The 16,386-nt window shown below is 56.9% G+C and carries 15 protein-coding genes; 6 read left to right on the top strand and 9 right to left on the bottom strand.

Going from position 1 to position 16,386, the window contains the following annotated elements; all coding sequences use genetic code 11:
• Window positions 1-37 precede the first annotated feature (37 nt).
• The 5 genes from OCV64_RS06280 to OCV64_RS06260 all read left to right on the top strand — a co-directional run bounded on the left by OCV64_RS06280 (window position 38) and on the right by OCV64_RS06260 (window position 5,306).
• Window positions 38-460: a hypothetical protein gene (locus OCV64_RS06280; RefSeq protein ID WP_262669570.1), complete on the top strand. Its 423-nt coding sequence runs from the start codon at window positions 38-40 to the stop codon at window positions 458-460.
• Between the two features lie 51 nt (window positions 461-511).
• A complete protein-coding gene (locus OCV64_RS06275) occupies window positions 512-883 on the top strand; it encodes a GntR family transcriptional regulator (RefSeq protein ID WP_186853193.1) in 372 nt (123 codons plus the stop codon).
• Window positions 880-1,782 (top strand): ABC transporter ATP-binding protein, encoded by a 903-nt coding sequence (locus OCV64_RS06270; RefSeq protein WP_262669569.1) that lies wholly within the window; start codon window positions 880-882, stop codon window positions 1,780-1,782. Before OCV64_RS06275 ends, OCV64_RS06270 begins: the two co-directional genes overlap by 4 nt.
• The gene (locus OCV64_RS06265; RefSeq protein ID WP_262669568.1) at window positions 1,757-3,802 is read left to right on the top strand and encodes a hypothetical protein; all 2,046 of its coding nucleotides are present in this window, start codon (window positions 1,757-1,759) and stop codon (window positions 3,800-3,802) included. The genes OCV64_RS06270 and OCV64_RS06265 overlap by 26 nt, the downstream gene beginning before the upstream one ends.
• Before the next feature lie 247 nt (window positions 3,803-4,049).
• Window positions 4,050-5,306, top strand: a complete 1,257-nt coding sequence (locus OCV64_RS06260) for an acetyl-CoA C-acetyltransferase (RefSeq protein WP_186853195.1) — start codon at window positions 4,050-4,052, stop codon at window positions 5,304-5,306.
• Window positions 5,307-5,701: 395 nt separating this feature from the next.
• On the opposite strand, the gene OCV64_RS06255 is transcribed toward OCV64_RS06260, so the two are convergent.
• The 6 genes from OCV64_RS06255 to OCV64_RS06230 all read right to left on the bottom strand — a co-directional run bounded on the left by OCV64_RS06255 (window position 5,702) and on the right by OCV64_RS06230 (window position 10,985).
• Window positions 5,702-5,920, bottom strand: a complete 219-nt coding sequence (locus OCV64_RS06255) for a hypothetical protein (RefSeq protein ID WP_186853196.1) — start codon at window positions 5,918-5,920, stop codon at window positions 5,702-5,704.
• A gap of 458 nt (window positions 5,921-6,378) precedes the next feature.
• Window positions 6,379-6,822 (bottom strand): tRNA adenosine(34) deaminase TadA, encoded by a 444-nt coding sequence (gene tadA, locus OCV64_RS06250; protein WP_147572582.1) that lies wholly within the window; start codon window positions 6,820-6,822, stop codon window positions 6,379-6,381.
• On the bottom strand, window positions 6,812-6,988 hold the full coding sequence (locus OCV64_RS06245; protein ID WP_262669567.1) for a DUF4177 domain-containing protein: 177 nt from the start codon (window positions 6,986-6,988) through the stop codon (window positions 6,812-6,814). The genes tadA and OCV64_RS06245 overlap by 11 nt, the downstream gene beginning before the upstream one ends.
• Window positions 6,989-7,057: 69 nt before the next feature.
• Window positions 7,058-8,227, bottom strand: coding sequence for a stage II sporulation protein P (spoIIP, locus tag OCV64_RS06240; RefSeq protein ID WP_262669566.1), 1,170 nt, complete (start codon window positions 8,225-8,227; stop codon window positions 7,058-7,060).
• Window positions 8,228-8,440: 213 nt separating this feature from the next.
• Complete coding sequence (locus OCV64_RS06235) at window positions 8,441-9,841, bottom strand: sodium/glutamate symporter (protein ID WP_147572580.1); 1,401 nt, start codon at window positions 9,839-9,841, stop codon at window positions 8,441-8,443.
• A gap of 55 nt (window positions 9,842-9,896) precedes the next feature.
• Complete coding sequence (locus OCV64_RS06230; protein WP_186853201.1) at window positions 9,897-10,985, bottom strand: NAD(P)-dependent oxidoreductase; 1,089 nt, start codon at window positions 10,983-10,985, stop codon at window positions 9,897-9,899.
• A 417-nt stretch (window positions 10,986-11,402) separates the two neighbouring features.
• On the opposite strand from OCV64_RS06230, the gene OCV64_RS06225 reads away from it, so the two are divergent.
• Window positions 11,403-12,353, top strand: a complete 951-nt coding sequence (locus OCV64_RS06225; protein WP_240288852.1) for an AraC family transcriptional regulator — start codon at window positions 11,403-11,405, stop codon at window positions 12,351-12,353.
• A 109-nt stretch (window positions 12,354-12,462) separates the two neighbouring features.
• On the opposite strand, the gene OCV64_RS06220 is transcribed toward OCV64_RS06225, so the two are convergent.
• From OCV64_RS06220 to OCV64_RS06210, 3 genes are read right to left on the bottom strand one after another with little or no spacing between them, the layout of a single operon-like run.
• The gene (locus tag OCV64_RS06220) at window positions 12,463-13,461 is read right to left on the bottom strand and encodes an ABC transporter permease (RefSeq protein ID WP_262669565.1); all 999 of its coding nucleotides are present in this window, start codon (window positions 13,459-13,461) and stop codon (window positions 12,463-12,465) included.
• Complete coding sequence (locus OCV64_RS06215) at window positions 13,461-14,564, bottom strand: ABC transporter permease (protein ID WP_147572577.1); 1,104 nt, start codon at window positions 14,562-14,564, stop codon at window positions 13,461-13,463. Before OCV64_RS06215 ends, OCV64_RS06220 begins: the two co-directional genes overlap by 1 nt.
• Before the next feature lie 2 nt (window positions 14,565-14,566).
• Entirely contained in the window at window positions 14,567-16,186 is a 1,620-nt protein-coding gene (locus OCV64_RS06210; protein ID WP_147572576.1) for an ABC transporter ATP-binding protein, read from the bottom strand.
• Between the last annotated feature and the right edge of the window lie 200 nt (window positions 16,187-16,386).

Below are 16,386 nucleotides of genomic sequence, written 5' to 3'. Positions count from 1 at the left end.
AATACAATTAATACAGTTTTGAGTGTGGGAGGTCGCGATGCGCGGGATGAAAAAAAGCCTCTGTTTCCTGGGTGCCTGCCTGCTGTGTTTGGGGTTGACCAGTTGCGCCGCTGCGGAGCAAGACGCCTTTCAGGTCCAGATTATCTGCAAGAGTTCCGGCATACAGCAGATCTTCTGGAGCTGCTATCTGGATGGAGTCTTTTATGGTTCTGGGGGAATGGCCGACTTGGACGGAGAAGAGTTGACAGCGGAAAGCGAACTTGTCCCCTGTTTCTCCCGTGCCTACCTAGACGGTGCAGATCCGATTGGCTTCTCCATCGATTTTTCCCCCTATGCGGAGGGCAGGATCATCCCCTTAGGCACTACGGACCAGGTATCTATCCCCGCCCAGTATGGAGCGTGTTACACTGTGATACTCTCCGGGGACGAGGCAACAGGCTTTCAGGCCGAACTACAGTAAATATCTACAGACCAGATCCGGCGGCGTCCCGCCGAGAGAGGAGGAATCGCTTTGCTCAACCTAGACTTTCGGGATTCCCGTCCCATCTATGAACAGGTGAAGGACGGCCTGCGGAAGCTGATGGTATCCGGAGTCATTCAGGAGGGAGAAAAGCTCCCTTCTGTCCGTACCATGGCCAGCTCCCTGGCCATCAATCCCAATACCATCCAGCGGGCTTACGACGCTCTGGAGTCCGAGGGCTATCTCTGCTCCGTGCCAGGCAAAGGCTCCTTTGCCGCCCCCAACAGCGGGGTGGACACCGGGCGGCGGGACGCCCTGTTCCAGACCTTTGACCAGACAGCGGCGGAGCTGCTGTTTCTAGGGGTCAACGGCGAGGAGTTATGGGCCCGCGTCCGGGCTCTGGAAGGAGGAGAGGAACCATGATAAAGGTAAACAACGTAGTCAAGACCTTCGAGGGCTTCCGGGCCCTGGACGGTCTGACCATGACGGCAGAAAAGGGCTCTATCTACGGCCTGGTGGGCCCCAACGGCGCCGGAAAATCCACCATCCTGCGCCACATCATTGGCGTCTACCGCCCCGATTCCGGCAGCGTCTTGGTTGACGGCCAGCCGGTCTATGAAAATCCCGCTGTGAAGGCCAAGATCGCCACCATTCCGGATGAGCTGTATTATTTCGCCTCCGCCTCCACACGGGACATGATGCGGTTCTACCGGGGGATGTACCCCCTATTTGACGCCAAGCGATATGAGGCGCTGAAGGATGCCTTCCCCGAGGTGGATGAGAAGCAGCCCATCCGCCGCCTGTCCAAAGGGATGCAGAAGCAGTCCGCCTTCTGGCTGGCCCTGTGCTGCCAGCCGGAGGTACTGGTGCTGGATGAGCCGGTAGACGGGTTAGACCCGGTGATGCGCCGTCAGGTCTGGTCCCTTCTGATGGGTGACGTGGCCCAGCGGGGGACCACGGTGCTGGTGTCCTCCCACAACCTGCGGGAGCTGGAGGACGTGTGCGACCATGTGGGCATCCTGTCCCATGGCAAGGTACTTCTGGAACGGTCCCTCACCGACCTTCAGGATAACGTGGTCAAGCTCCAGGTGGCCTTCCAGGACGGGCATCTGCCCCAACTGCCCCAGGATATGAACGTCCTCCACACCACCCAGGTAGGTCGGGTGTTCACTCTGATTGTCCGGGGCAGCCCAGCGGACATCAAGACCAGGATGGCGGTGTATTCCCCCATTCTGATGGAGGCCCTGCCCCTGTCCCTGGAGGAAATCTTTATCTATGAAATGGGAGGTGAGGACTATGGGGTCCGCGACATCGTGCTTTAATTCCACCCTCTACCGCAAAACTATGACCCGCTTCTGGCCCCTTTGGGCCCTGTATGGGGTGATTTGGGCCTTTCTGATCCCACTGAACCTGCTCAATCAGTTTTTCTGGCTTCAGGAGCGATATCAGGGAGAGCTGGACCTTCAGTCCATGCTGACCTCCGCCGCCCTGGACATCCCCTATCTCCTGACTATGGGAGTGGCCCTCTCTCTGGTCTTTGGGGCGCTGGCCGCCATGGCCTCCTTCGGCTATCTATACAATAACCGGTCCGCCGCCATGATGCACGCGCTGCCCCTGCGGCGGGAGGCCTTGTTCACCACCCAGTATCTGGCCGGTCTGTCCTGCCTGCTGCTGCCCCATCTGGCGGTGGCTCTGGTGACGGCGGCCGCCGAACTGGCCTTTCTGCCTATGGAGTGCTGGGGAGAGGCGCTGGCCGCCCTGGCTGTCTGGCTGCTGGTTCAGAGCGGCACCGCTCTGTTTTTCTTCTCCTTTGCCGCCTTCTGCGCCATGTTTACCGGCCACATCCTGGCCCTGCCCGCCTTCTATGTCATTCTGAATTTTCTGGTCATGGTGATCTCCACCCTGCTGGCGGAGCTGATGAACCGCTTTTTCTACGGCTTCCCCGGCCGGGGCTGGGTGGGGGGCAGACTGGTAGAGTGGTGTACCCCCGTCTATCTGCTGTCCCAGGCCTGTAACTGGAATGTGGTCCAGACGGGGGAGAGCGGGGCCGCTGTGACTAGGGAGTGGGGTCTCGCCTCCCCCTCCACCGTGGCCATCTACGCCGTGGCCGGACTGGTTTTTGCCCTTTTAGCCCTGCTGGTCTACCGCCACCGTCATGTGGAATCCGCCGGGGATGTAGTGTCCATCCCCCTGGTCCAGCCTATTTTTAAATATGGGGTCTCCTTCTGCGCCGGACTGTGCTTTGGCACCTTTACCAGCACTTTTTTGGGCTGGCAGGCAGACGCCGTATTCCTCACCGCCTGTGTGCTGTTTTGGACCGTAGCTGGCTATTTTACCGCTGAGATGCTGCTAAAAAAATCCTTCCGGGTGCTAAACGCCTGGAAAGGCTGCGCGGCGGTGGCGGCCGCCATGGCTCTGTTATGCGCCGCCTGTGTCTATGATCTCTTTGGCGTGGAGAGCCGGATTCCCGATGCCGGCCAAGTCGCTTCCATCAATCTATCGGCAGACATGGGATACCCCATGGATATCAGCGGCTTCCATCTGTCCCAGATCACCGAGCCCGGCCAGATCCAGCAGGTCTTGGACCTCCACCAGGCCATCATCAATGAGAGGGACCGGAATGGAGCTGACAATTACAGCATATACGGTGATGACTACATCTTTTTCTATGTGACCTATACGCTGAAGGATGGGTCCACCCTGTCCCGTGAATATTCCAGCGTCCCCATCTTCCTGGATGAGTTGGACAAGGAGGGCTCTGTCACTCAGCTGGCCGACCAGTTGATCCAGAACCGCGGCCTGATCTCCATGGTGTATAATTTTGCCTCTTTCGAGGAACAGGGCCGGCTGGTGGAGGCCTATCTCACCGATGTCCGGATGCTGCCCAATTCCCTGTCCCCGGAGGGGGAAGATCGGAGCACCCTGTATCTGGACGGCGCCGCCGGGGAGGACCTGGAGGGCCTGTGGGAAGCGGTCAAGGCTGACTTTGCTGATGGGAGCATCGGCGTACGCTATCTCTTCAGCGACGAGGAGCGGTTGCGAAACACCTACCGCACCGACCTGCGTTTCCAATGGGAGCTGCCCCTTGAGGAGCAGCCCGGCCGCGGCGGCCAGTATGCCCCCGCCGCAGAGAGCAGTCCCGTCGGCCAGACTTATTCCTCCTCCCTCAGCATCACCCTGACACCCAACGCCAGCCGCACACTGGAATGGCTTCGGACGTTCAGCGGCCTGGGCTCCCAGTATGAGCTGGTCCTCCACGATGAGGAAACGGCTGTCGGAAGCGTTTCTACCGGAGATACCTCTGTGGCGCCCCCCTACCAGGAGGCCGTCCTTGCGGACTGAAGCCTTCTTCCCTCCCCCGGCTTAAAATAGAGCCGGGGGATTTTGTTAAAAAATTCACTATTTTACATAATTTTTGCCCTTCCGCTGATATAATTTTTGCGATTTTGTCAATCACAGGCAGGAAAGAGGCACCCTTGGGCAGAAAAATTGATTGCTTTTTCCCCTTTCCTCCGATATAATCAGAACAAGAGCGGAAATCGTGGGCGTCCCTCTGGACGCCAAATAAATTTTGGAGGTAACAGAAGCTATGAAAGACATCTACGTTGTCAACTGCTGCCGCACCGCCATCGGCTCCTTCGGCGGCTCCCTGAAGGATATCCCCGCCGCTGATCTGGGCGCTACCGTCATCAGGGAGGCCCTGTCCCGCGCCGGCGTCAAGCCCGAGCAGGTGGACGAAGTCATGTTTGGCTGCATCCTCACCGCTGGCCTGGGCCAGAATGTGGCCCGTCAGGCTGCCATCAAGGCCGGTGTGCCCACCTCCGTCCCCGCCTACACCGTGGGCATGGTGTGCGGCTCCGGTATGAAGTCCGTCATCGAGGCCGCCCGTACCATCATGGCCGGCGACGCCGACATCATTGTGGCCGGCGGCACCGAGAATATGTCCGCCGCCCCCTACGCCCTGCCTGCCGAGCGCTGGGGTGCCCGCATGGGTGACAAGAAGGTGGTAGACACCATGATCAAGGATGGCCTGTGGGATGCCTTTAATAACTACCACATGGGTACCACCGCCGAGAACATCTGCGACGTGTGGGGCATCACTCGCCAGGAGCTGGACGAGTTTGCCGCCTCCTCCCAGAACAAGGCTGAGGCCGCCATCAACTCCGGCCGCTTTGACGACGAGATCGTCCCCGTGATGGTCAAGCAGAAGAAGCAGATGGTGGAGTTTAAAGTGGACGAGTTCCCCCGCGCCGGCGTCACCGCCGAGGGTATCTCCAAGCTGAAGGGCGCCTTCCCTGTGGGGCCTGAATCCCCCGCCCCCGCCGTGGAGCACACCTTCGAGCCCACCGGCATCAAGGAGTCCGCTGACAAGGGCCAGCAGCGCGTCACCGCCGCCAACGCCTCCGGCATCAACGACGGCGCCGCCGCTATCATCCTGGCCTCCGGCGAGGCCGTGGAGAAGTACGGCCTGAAGCCCATGGCCAAGCTGGTCTCCTGGGGCCAGGGCGGCGTGGATCCCAAGATCATGGGCGTGGGCCCCGTGCCCGCCTCCCGTCAGGCCATGGCCAAGGCCGGCCTGAAGATCGAGGACATGGATCTGGTGGAGGCCAACGAGGCCTTTGCCGCCCAGTCCATCGCCGTGGCCCGCGAGCTGGGCTTCGACATGAGCAAGGTCAACGTCAACGGCGGCGCTATCGCTCTGGGTCACCCCGTGGGAGCCTCCGGCGCGCGCATTATTGTCACTCTGCTCCATGAGATGCAGAAGCGCGACGACGCCAAGAAGGGCCTTGCCACCCTGTGCATCGGCGGCGGCCAGGGCGTTGCCACCATCTTTGAGAAGTGCTGATTTTCTCTTCTCCCCTTTGGAAAAGCGGCCTGTGATTTTGGAAGGATCACAATATAGTATCGAGCGGAGCTCCGGGACATCCCCAGGGCTCCGCTCCTTTTGTCCCGTGAGTCTCCCCCCAAGAAAGCGGGAATTTCCGAGGTCCTTGGGCCTTTTCGTCTTTTTTACGAAAATTCTGGTGATAGATTGAAACAAGGGGAAAAATAAGGTACTCTAAAGGCAGAGTGAAACAAATCGGTCAAAGGGTCCATCCAATGATGGAGGGAGGAAACAGATGAACAAGATATAGAAACAGCTTCTCTATTACTGCGGCATTTTTCTTGTTATTTTCCTGAGTCATGTGGCTTGCTCCGGCTTTCAGGAAAAGGCACAGAGCACCCTATCAGCTTGTATACCTACTCCTTGACCTTGGGACCGGCATTGCCGCCTTTATCCTTGTATTGCTGCTGGTCCTGGGCCGGACGGCGCTGTGCTCCATACGGCCAGCGGAAAATTCCGTTGTCTGTAATGCGGTATGCTTCTTCGCGGCCGCGGGGTTTCTGTGGTGGCGGTTTTTCTATTTTGGGGAGGTAACCTTTATTTCCCTGCTGCTGCCTGTAAGCGAGCTGTTTCATGGGCTGATGACCCTGCTGCTGATGCGGAAAAAGAAAGTTCAGGGAAATGCTGACACAAGTATCCCCTCCCCATAAAAATCAAAAGGCAGGCCTGTAGTTGAACAGGCCTGCCTTTTCTTTTTCTGCGGGGCCGCTGACGAAAGCCCCCGGACGCCTGCTCCAAGGCGTCCGGGGGCTTCCGTTGAAAAAGAGGATCAAAATGAAACGAACTGTCTCTTGCAGATTTTATGATAAGAGAAACTTATTAACAATTCCAACGCAAGTTGTTACATAAGTTTTAAATCTCTCCTGGATCCAAAAATTTTGCCCAAAAAGGGGGAAAGACCAGCGGTCAAACCGCCGGTCTTCCAAAAAAATTGGAGGATAGAATGAAAAGATGCTCTTGCCTTGCGAGTATCAGTATACCCAAGGGTTATTACAAAAGTTATCCGCAGTTGTTACAAAACCTTTAAATCTTTTCAGCGCAGCGCCTCAAAAAACTTCTGAAGGACCGCTTCACACTCCTCCCGCAGGGGACCCCGATAGATGCGGGGATGGTGGTTGAAGCGTTCCTCGAACAGATTGAGAACCGAGCCGCAGCAGCCCGCCTTCTCATCTCCCGCTCCGTAGTAGATTCGGTCAATGCGGGCGTTGATGATCCCTCCAGCGCACATGGGGCATGGCTCCAACGTTACATAGAGGGTACAGCCGTGAAGACGCCAGCTTCCGGTCCTGGCGCATGCGTCCCGTATGGCCTCCAGCTCCGCGTGGGCGGTGGCGTCTCCCCGTTCCTCCCGCCGGTTGCGCCCCTCGCCAACGATTTCTCCGTCCCGAACAATAACACAGCCTACGGGCACATCCCCCTCTGCCTGGGCCTCCATCGCCAGCTCCAGAGCCCGGCGCATATACTGTTCATGATTCATCCTGAATCTCCCGCATGAACACCAGTCCCCCATTCACCTGTGCGCAAAACTGCCAGCCTTCCCGGCCCAGCGCATTCCACTGCTCCTCCGCTTCTCTCACCTTTTTCTTCTCGTCAAACCCCATAGATACCCTGATATCAGCTATTTTATATTCGTATTGCTTCATCCGTTTCACCCCTTTTCCCCAGTTTACACCAGGGGGGTGGTTTTCGCAACCGCTCTTTTCTCGGACTTCCTACCCCTCCTTCATGGCCAGCAGGGTGCGGGCCACGTTGTCCGCCCACAGGCGGGCACCGGCCAGGGCCTCGGTGAGAGTATTTCCATGGCCTCCCACCTCCACCAGGAGGTAGCCAGGTGAGAGCTGCTGGTTATACCGGCTGTTGCGCAGGACGATGGGCCGGGCCAGGCTGGAGTACCCTGTGACCAGGTTTTTTTGCAGCTTGATTCCAAAGGCCAAATTGTCCCTCCAGCGGGGGTGGGCGGCGCCAGAGCCGTCGGTGCCCACCACCAGCATGACCTGGGCCACCTTCTCCCCGGCCTCCTCTGACACCAGCTTATAGATCTCCCCCTCGTTTCCCACCAGGGCGTCCCGGTGGACATCCAGCACCACTTTGATGGTGGGATACTGCTTCAGCCACTGCTCCACCGCCGCCTTGGACCGGTCATAGGCCCCATTATAGGCCGGATAATCATAGAGATTGGTATCATGGACCACCTGAAGGCCGTGGGCCCGGAAAACCGTGGCCATCTCCTCCCCCACCCGGACCATGTTGTGGTTACAGTCGGTGGTCCGGTAGGGATCGCTCTCCTCATAGGACCTCCCGTCCGACTGGGAGTATGCCTCACTGCCATGGGTGTGCAGGATCAGGATCTGCGGTCCCTCTCCCAGTGGAACGTCCACCGTTCCCTCCCCCAGCACCGAGGCGTCCAGCCCCAGGTCGGTCCGGTCATAGACATAGACTCCCTGGTCGTGGAGGTACTTCCCCCCCTCTTTGCCCTTCGCCGTCATCTCCAGGATGCCCTCGTCCTCTGTGGGAGGCTTCAGGTCGGGTTCCTCCTGCTCCTCCTCATCCACCAATTCTTCCTTTGAGCCCAAATCCTCCATCGGGTCGGCCCCATCTCGCACTTCCGCTACCGCTTCCTCTCCGGCAGCCAGCAGGGCGCTGTGACTCAACAGCAGCCTGCCCCATCCGGTCAGCTCTGCGGAAGTGGTCTGCCGGGGTAGCTCCCCTAACTGGCTGGACAGTAAGGAGACGGACAGGCCGGGCTCCTGCCCCAGCGCGGCCAGCCGTTCCTTTACCCCGGATAAATCGGCCATCAGGGACAGCCCCCAGCAGGCCACCAACACAAGCCCCAGGGCCACTCCACGGCGCAGGGCCCGTCCGATTTGATCTCTCTTATCCACATTACCACCCCTTATCCTCTGTATGGTTCGTATCAGGAAGATATGCGGGAGCCAGCTCCTATATGACTTTCTGCCCCTTATTTCCTGGGCAAAAAAGACCTGGCTGGTATATGGGGCACTCAGATTTGGGTATATAGCGGCACACACCGCCTCCTGGCTCCCTGGGGAGGACCAAGAGACGGTGTATGTAGAAGAAGATGAAAAATGGGAAAATTATCGATATGTCTTCAGACGACGTCCGGGGACCCAGCCCTTAGTGAAGTAGGCGAAGATCCACATAACAGCCACAATGGCAAAGCAAGCGCCAGTGACGATCCAGCTTCCGGTCGTACCCATGTTGACGATAAGAATGGGAGGAATTACCTGAAGGCCAATGATGATGGGACGGTTGAACACATCGGCGATGCCGGAGTCCTCAATACCGCGGCTCTTCAGTTCCGGGTCAACCACGCGCTGCAGCAGCACGCCGGTGGCCGCCACGCCGGTGGCGTGACCCCAGACCATCATGTTGCGCTCGAACCAATCCTCGTCGGAGGATTTTCCGCCCACGATGATGAACCAGAACCAGTTGATGAGGAAGCCAGCGGCGCACACCACGATGAGGGGAACCGCAAATTCCATTACGACACTCAGGTTCAGCGAGCCGATACCGGAAATCATCAGGAAGTCGGTGGCGGTGCCCTGGATACGCTGTACCGTACCCCGGTCCACATACTGATCCGCACCCGTCTTGTTCAGAAGGCCATTGAGGATGATTCCGGCAATGAGAGACAGGCAGAACTCAGGAATAGAGATCTTGAAATCAAAGGTAGCCAGCGTCCAGTTGGCAAACCACTTGGAGGCGATATAGCCCACCCAGCAGGCCAGCATCACAATGCCCAGATGGAAGCCCAGAGGATCCAGGCAGATGGAGGCTACGGTGCCTTTCGAAGAAGACTTCTGCTTATTGGCAGGGACCAGGCCGGTACGCATTTCCTGAGGGAGCTCCTTGGGATTCTCCACGTAGTGGGTGTAGCCCTTACGGGTGCCCCAGTTGATAATGATCATGCCGCTAATGATGCCGCCTACGATGCCAATGGTGGCGCAGGTGTTGCCCAGATCCGTCATGTTAGGCACGCCCAGCTCACTCAGAGCGGAGCCTACCGCCGCAGCGGTGCCATGGCCGCCGTAGAAGCCAGTAGCCATCATCAGACCAAAGTTCTCGTCCAGAGTGGGATAGAGTTTGACCAGCAGCACCAGTGTGACCAGCATGCCTACGGCGTACTGCAGTACGGCAATACCCGACACGTTAAAGAACATACCGCTGATCTTGGGGCCCGACGCGGCCCCTTTCTGGGGCTTGTCCCCGATGGGGGTGGCGGCAAAGATCACCACGATCAGCACGCTGGCATAGGTCCCGAATGAGGTAGACAGAGGCAGGATCTTCAGCTGCTCCACAGGACTTTGTGGACCGAACAGAAGAGCCAGAAAACCAGCGATAACCGCGGGAGGAATCAGCACCTTTTGAATCAGTTTTACCTTGGCACGCAGAAATTCACCGATCAGTAGCAGTGCGCCCATGATCGAAATATCGACCATGACTTGCCAGATAGCAGAAGACATTGTGAGTTCCATTGTAAACACTTTCCTCCTTTATCAGTTGCTCCAGAAAGCCCTGACGCGCAGAAAGTCAGATCACATCCTGGTAATAGGGCAGCTGTTCATCAAAACGTTTCTTCCCGTTTTGATACCAGCTGATCATGTGGGAAATTGTGTCAGCTGCCTTGGACTCCACAGCCAGATCAGAGTTGAAGCCCTGGTGGGGCTGCACATAAATGTTGCCCATCCGGCTCTCCGCCATCTGGAGCAGCACCAGCGCCGCAGCTACCCGGTTGTTCACAGTCTCAACCTGCCCCTTCTGAACAGCCAATGAAAAATCATGCTCATTGGAGAACACATCCAGGCCGATGCCGCCCAGCACACCCTGATCGTAGAGCTTCAGCAGCACAGGCTCCGGCGCGATCTCGCCACGAGTCACATTGATGAAGATCAACCCCTTCTTGGCACGGCTGAGATAGTCGTAGGAGAAGTAGTTCTCGTTGTAATAAGGGCTCCCCTTGATCCGGGTCAGATTCATGGCGTTGATGATCACGTCGCTGGTCTCAATGGCCTCATCCTTGGTGACAAATTTCACGTCGTCACCGTATCGCTGGGACAGCTCCCGGGCGCGGATGTCCACAGCCTGTACTGTCAGACCGTTGGCACGAGCCAGATCAAATGCGCGCTTTCCAATATTGCCAAGACCAAATACTGTCACGACCCGGTTGGCGGCCAGCTCCATGAAGGAGTCAGTCTTGTTGCGCTCAAACGTAGCAGTGTTCACTGTGTATTGGTTTAGCAGTCCGGCAGTCGCGTACAGGAATTTGATGGCGGTCTGCGCAACCGCGTTGACGCAGTAGTTGCGCAAAGAGGTGATGTTGGAAACATCAGCCAGACTTTCCAGATGATCATAGCCGGCACTTCTGGTAATGATGCTCTTTTTGGGATTGCTGGCAAGGTAGTCCTGGGGAGGAACAGAGTGGGTCTTAATCGTAATGAGGGGAGGAAGCGTTTCGTCTGGGTGCTGTGCAAGAAAATCCTGCAGTGCATCGGGAACGATCAGATAACGCAGATCCCTGGGCAGCAGCCCCTTGGCCTGCGCTGCCTCCGTCTCCTCACGAAGGTGGTGAGCTTCCTCGCCCAAAGCCTCAAAGTGGATCACGTCGTAGTTGTGCAGCATTATGTTGTTGCTCCTTTTTCATTCGTGCCCAGCCCAACCCGCTGGCTGCGCCTGGTATAAGGCCCGTGCCGCAGGTTTTTCTTGGCTGCCGGGCAGAGACAGATGGGAATCGCCGCTGCGCATTGGCTTTTCTGCCTTGAATTATGTCAGAGAATAAGGACGTTTTCCTGCACTCAACGAGGATTAAATTGACGTATCTTGCTAATAGCAGGATGAAAACACCAAAAAAGTGAAAATGACGGTAAAGCAAATAAACAAATTGAATAAAACAAAAAATGGATTTATTTCCAGAAATATTAAATAATTCGGATCAAACACATAAAATGGGGTCATGTCGAAATTTCTGGTAGGTACCTTGTTATTTTATTGATCTATCTTGTTCAAAAAAGCAAAATGCTTTGAGAAGCGTTTCCGTCCATGCTACATTTGAGAGAACACAGGCGCTCCCTGGGAAACGCCCGACTTGAGAAAGGAGAGAACAGCGCCCGTATGCTGCAGTGCCGATATGAAGTACACATCAGTAAAAATGACACCTATTCTATGGATAAGCCTCACTTCCATGAGGATGTGGAGATTGTTCTGTGTGTGTCTGGAGAAGGGCTTTTGTTTATTGGAAACACTGTGTTTCCGCTGCACCGGGGACAGCTATTTTTCATTAATAGCTCGGTCCTGCATCGCAGCGTGGCGAATGAGGAGTACCGGTGTATGGTATTTCATGTGTCCCCCCAGATGCTCCAGGTCCTCAGCAGCCCCTATACCCAGTTCAGCACATACTGCTGCGGGATTGGGCAGGCGGTGACCCTCACTGGAGACGATATCAACAGGCTGGAAACACTGTTTTCCGGCCTGATGGCCCCAAAAGAGATCGGGTTTGGCGCCGATTTGAACAGAGTTGCAGAGGTCATCAACTTTTTGGTGGAGTGCTTTTCCCACTTTGCCAAAGCCGGAAAACCCCAGGCGCGCACCAATCCGGGACTAGAAAAAGTGACCCCGATTTTAGAATATATCCAGGACCATTTGGATGAGCCGCTGACTACCGCAAGTATCGCGGAAGCCTTTTATATGAGCAAGCATTATCTGTGCCACCTATTTAAGGAGCACACTGGCTTTAGCTTAATTGACTATGTCATTAACTGCAGAGTTCTCAAGGCGCGGGGACTGCTGCGACAGGGAATGCGGGTACAGGAAGCGGGAGAACGGTCCGGCTTCCAAAGCAACGAACATTTTATCCGTACCTTTAAAAAGCTTACGGGAGTAACCCCAAAACGTTACGGCATGATGTATCGTGAGATCGACTTGAATATGAAGCAGGAGGTGGTGACCATCAAAGGTCAGGATGGACGCATTGTGGAAAGCATCAAAGCCTGAAAAATGTGGAAACGGTACATAAAATATATAGAAAATGCCGCTGTCTTCCTCAGAAGACAGCGGCAAAAAACTATTGTGATGGATCCGGTCAGGTCTTTTTCTTGGCAGGTCACCGCTCTTCCCGAAAATAATTGAGCCCCAGGGAGGCGGGCAGGCCGGAGCCCTCACGCTTGCGGACGGAGGTAGCCACCAGCACAATGGCGGTGATGAGGAAGGGCAGGGCCTGGTACAGCTGGGTTGGGACGGCAGCCAGCCACCCAAGCGTATCGGGGAAGGCGGCGGCCAGGCTGGAGCCTGAAACTCGCAGGGTATTGAAAAAGCCGAAAACGAAGGTGCCCAGGATGGCCAGGGCAGGATTCCAGTTGGCAAAGATGACCAGGGCCACCGCAATCCAGCCGTAGCCGTTGATCCAGCAGCTGCTGTTGAAGGAGCCAGACATATTCAGCCCCATATAGTAGCCGCCGATCCCCATGATGCCGCAGCCCAGGCAGATGTGGATATATTTGTACCGCTTTACATTGATACCCACAGAGTCGGCGGCGCCGGGATTTTCCCCTACCGCCCTCAAACGCAGGCCGGGTGCGGTACGGTTCAGATACCACCACATGAGCAGAGCAATGGCCACCGCCAGATAGACCATAATATTGTGGTCAAACAGGCCCCGGCCGACGACGGGCAGTTGGGACAGGCCGGGAATAGCCAGATTGGAAAAGCCCTCCTTGATGTTGGCGTAGTCATTCATGGCGGGCCAGCTGACCGCCTTGACGCCGTTGCCCACAAAGAAGTAGACGCCCAGGCCGAAGGTGGTCAGGGTCAGGCCGGTGATGTTCTGGTTCGCCTGGAGGGAAACAGTCAGCAGGGCAAAGAGCAGGCCGCACAGGGCGCCGGCCAGGAAGGACACCAGAATGCCCACCCCCAGGCTGTTGGCGTAGCAGCCCACAATATAGCCAAAGATGGCTCCCACGGCCATAATGCCCTCCACGCCCAGGTTCAGGCTGCCTGACTTTTCCACCACGATCTCGCCCACCGTGCCGTAGAGCAGAGGAATGTTGTACACCACGATGTTGTGGACAAAGGTGGTGACCACGCCCAGTTTATCCATTTCCATTAGGTGCTGCCCCCTTTCTGAGAACGCACAAGCTTAAAGCGGATGAAGAAGTCCGCCGCCAGTACCAGGAACAGAATGACCCCCTGAAGCATATCGGCAAAGCTGGAGTCCACCTTGGAGAAGGTGGCGGCGGCGATGGTGGAGCCGTGCTGCAGCATGGAGATCAGAGCGGCCACCACAAAGATCACAGCGGTGTTCAGCTGGGACAGCCAGGCCACAATAACGCCCGTCCAGCCCACATCGTCGGTAAAGGAGGTGGAGAGGATGCCGGAGGTGCCCACCTTGAAGGAGGCAGCCAGGCCGATAAGACAGGCGGACAGGAATACGGTGCGCAGCACGATGGCGTTCACCTTCATGCCCGCATAGTGGGCGGTGCCGGCGCTGTCCCCCACCACAGCGATCTCATACCCCTGTTTGGAGTATCTCTGGTAGATATAGACCAGGACGCCGATGAGCAATGTGAGGGGAACGCAGATATTCAGGGAAAATTTCCCGATGGGAATGGTGGGGAAGGACACCATCTTGCTGAAGTTCGCAAAGACAGGCCGTACGGACGAGGTGTCTAGAAAGAAGTTCCAGGACGCCTGGGTTTCTCCCAAAAATACCAGGAAATATAGGGCCACATAGTTGAGCATCAGGGTCATCAGGGTCTCATTGGTGCCGAACTTCACCTTCAGCACAGCTACGAAGGCGCCATACAGACCGGCGGCGGCCATTCCTGCCAGACACATCAGCACTAAAGTCAGCGGAGTCGGAAGCATAGGGCCGGCCTTAAAGGCCACTGTGGCGGCGGCCACAGCCCCCAGGATGAACTGACCCTCGCCCCCGATGTTCCAAAACCGCATCTTAAAGGCCAGGGACAGGGCCACAGAGGTGAGCGCCAGGGGAACAAAGACCTTCAGATAGTTCTCAAAGGTCTTGTAGGCAATCTTGTTGCCCACCATGCCCATGGTGAACATCCGGCTGTAATAGGCGACTGGGTCCACTCCCATGGCCAGCAGCAGCAGACCGCCTACCGCCAGGGCGGCGCCCACCGCAAGCAGATAAAGGCACAGCTTTTTCCAGAGGGGACAGTGATCCCGCTTGACGATATGAAAACGCATGGTCAGTCCTCCTTCCTCCGGCCGCCGTCCTCCTGGGCCTCCAGCTCACGCAACTCCTGGTCGGTGATGTTGGTGTCCCGGGCAATACCGGCGGGCTTATCCTCATACTTATTGGTCAGGTCCAGGGCGCCAGTCATCATCAGACCCAGCTCCTCCTTGGTCGTCTTGTGAGCGTGGACCACGCCCATGACCTTACCGTGGCACAGTACCATGATCTTGTCGCACAGGGCCAGCATCACATCCAGATCCTCGCCCACGAACAGGATGCCTACCCCATCCTGTTTCTGCTGGTTCAGGATGTGATAGATGGCGTAGGACGAATTGATGTCCAGACCACGGACCGGATAGGCGGTTATCAGGACATTGGGGCCCGCCTTAATCTCCCGGCCCAGCAGCACCTTCTGCACATTTCCGCCCGACAACCGGCGTACCGGGGTTTCTGTTGAGGGAGTGACCACGCCCAGCTGCTCAATCACCTGTTGAGCGGCGGCCCGGCCCGCCTTCCGATCCACAAAGGGGCCCTTGTTCTCACCATAATTTTTCAGGAGCATATTGTCCGTAATGGACATGGAGGGGGCCAGGCCCATTCCCAGCCGGTCCTCGGGGATAAAGGACATGGAGATGCCCTTCTCCAGAATAGCCTTGGGGGGCAGGCCCACAATATTGTCCCCCTTGTGAATCATCAAGCCGGACTGGATGGGCCGCAGGCCGGCGATGGCCTCACACAGCTCCTTCTGGCCGCAGCCGGCGATGCCTGCCACTCCCAGAATCTCCCCTCCCCGGATGTAGAAGCTCACCTTGTCGATGGCCACGGCGCCTTCGTCGTTTTTGATGGTCAGATCCCGGACTTCCAGCAGGGGCCGGGTTTTTTCCACCACAGGCCGTTCAATATTCAGGTCAATTTTCCGGCCTACCATCCACTCGGTCAACTCCTGCTCGTTGGTGTGAGCGGTGTCCACGGTGGTGATATACTCCCCCTTGCGCAGGATAGCTACCCGGTCGGAAATGTCCATGACCTCGTTGAGCTTGTGGGTGATGATGATGATGGAGTGGCCCTCCTCCTTCATCTTCCGCAGCACAGCAAAGAGCTTATCAATCTCCTGGACTGTCAGCACCGCGGTAGGCTCGTCCAGAATGATGACCTTAGCTCCGTAATAGAGCACCTTGATAATCTCCAGGGTCTGCTTCTCCGACACCGCCATGTTCCGGACCTTTTTTCTGGGGTCGATGTCAAAGCCGAATTTTTTGGCCATCTCCCCGATCTCTCCGTACCGAGCCCTGTTTAGCCCGATACCGGCCTTCTCCTTGCCCATCCAGATGTTATCGGCCGCGGAGAACACATCCACCAGCTTGAAGTGCTGATGGACCATACCAATGCCCAGCCGCTTAGAATCCTCCGGGGAATTAATGGTCACAGGTATCCCGTCCATCAGGATCTGGCCCCGGTCAGGCTGGTAAATGCCAGACAGCATATTCATCAGGGTGGTCTTGCCCGATCCGTTTTCCCCCAGCAGGGCCAGAATCTCCCCCTGGCGCAGGGTCAGGTCTACGTCCTTGTTGGCCACCACACTGCCAAAGGTCTTGGTGATGCCCTTCATTTCAATGACATATTCCGACGCCATGGAACCACGCTCCCTCTTTTGTACTACAAATTGTTATCTTTCTCTCTTATATTGCACATCGTATCCAGGCAATCCAATACCGCTGGCCTCTCCTCCCTGGGCCGGAGGTTCCGGACCAGGGAGCACAGGCCAAGGGCCATAAGCTCTAAAAACCGGGCCGGCCGGTGGCCGGCCCGGTTTTTCGGGTCTTAGGGGATATT

The sequence above is a fragment of the Muriventricola aceti genome (genome assembly GCF_025567565.1).
GTDB lineage: Bacteria > Bacillota > Clostridia > Oscillospirales > Oscillospiraceae > Lawsonibacter > Lawsonibacter aceti.
The sequence above is the reverse complement of the archived record's forward strand: the minus strand, read 5'-3'. Positions and strand labels throughout refer to the sequence as shown.

Bases quoted from the DNA above. Each gene is read 5' to 3' on its own strand.
- OCV64_RS06230 (WP_186853201.1), bottom strand. From the start codon at position 10,985: ATGCTGCACAACTACGACGTGATCCACTTTGAGGCTTTGGGCGAGGAA.
- OCV64_RS06280 (WP_262669570.1), top strand. From the start codon at position 38: ATGCGCGGGATGAAAAAAAGCCTCTGTTTCCTGGGTGCCTGCCTGCTG.
- OCV64_RS06220 (WP_262669565.1), bottom strand. From the start codon at position 13,461: ATGGAAATGGATAAACTGGGCGTGGTCACCACCTTTGTCCACAACATC.
- OCV64_RS06270 (WP_262669569.1), top strand. From the start codon at position 880: ATGATAAAGGTAAACAACGTAGTCAAGACCTTCGAGGGCTTCCGGGCC.
- OCV64_RS06255 (WP_186853196.1), bottom strand. From the start codon at position 5,920: ATGAAACAGCTCGCTTACAGGCAGCAGCAGGGAAATAAAGGTTACCTC.
- OCV64_RS06215 (WP_147572577.1), bottom strand. From the start codon at position 14,564: ATGCGTTTTCATATCGTCAAGCGGGATCACTGTCCCCTCTGGAAAAAG.
- OCV64_RS06245 (WP_262669567.1), bottom strand. From the start codon at position 6,988: ATGAAGCAATACGAATATAAAATAGCTGATATCAGGGTATCTATGGGG.
- tadA (WP_147572582.1), bottom strand. From the start codon at position 6,822: ATGAATCATGAACAGTATATGCGCCGGGCTCTGGAGCTGGCGATGGAG.
- OCV64_RS06210 (WP_147572576.1), bottom strand. From the start codon at position 16,186: ATGGCGTCGGAATATGTCATTGAAATGAAGGGCATCACCAAGACCTTT.
- OCV64_RS06265 (WP_262669568.1), top strand. From the start codon at position 1,757: ATGGGGTCCGCGACATCGTGCTTTAATTCCACCCTCTACCGCAAAACT.
- OCV64_RS06260 (WP_186853195.1), top strand. From the start codon at position 4,050: ATGAAAGACATCTACGTTGTCAACTGCTGCCGCACCGCCATCGGCTCC.
- OCV64_RS06225 (WP_240288852.1), top strand. From the start codon at position 11,403: ATGCTACATTTGAGAGAACACAGGCGCTCCCTGGGAAACGCCCGACTT.
- OCV64_RS06235 (WP_147572580.1), bottom strand. From the start codon at position 9,841: ATGGAACTCACAATGTCTTCTGCTATCTGGCAAGTCATGGTCGATATT.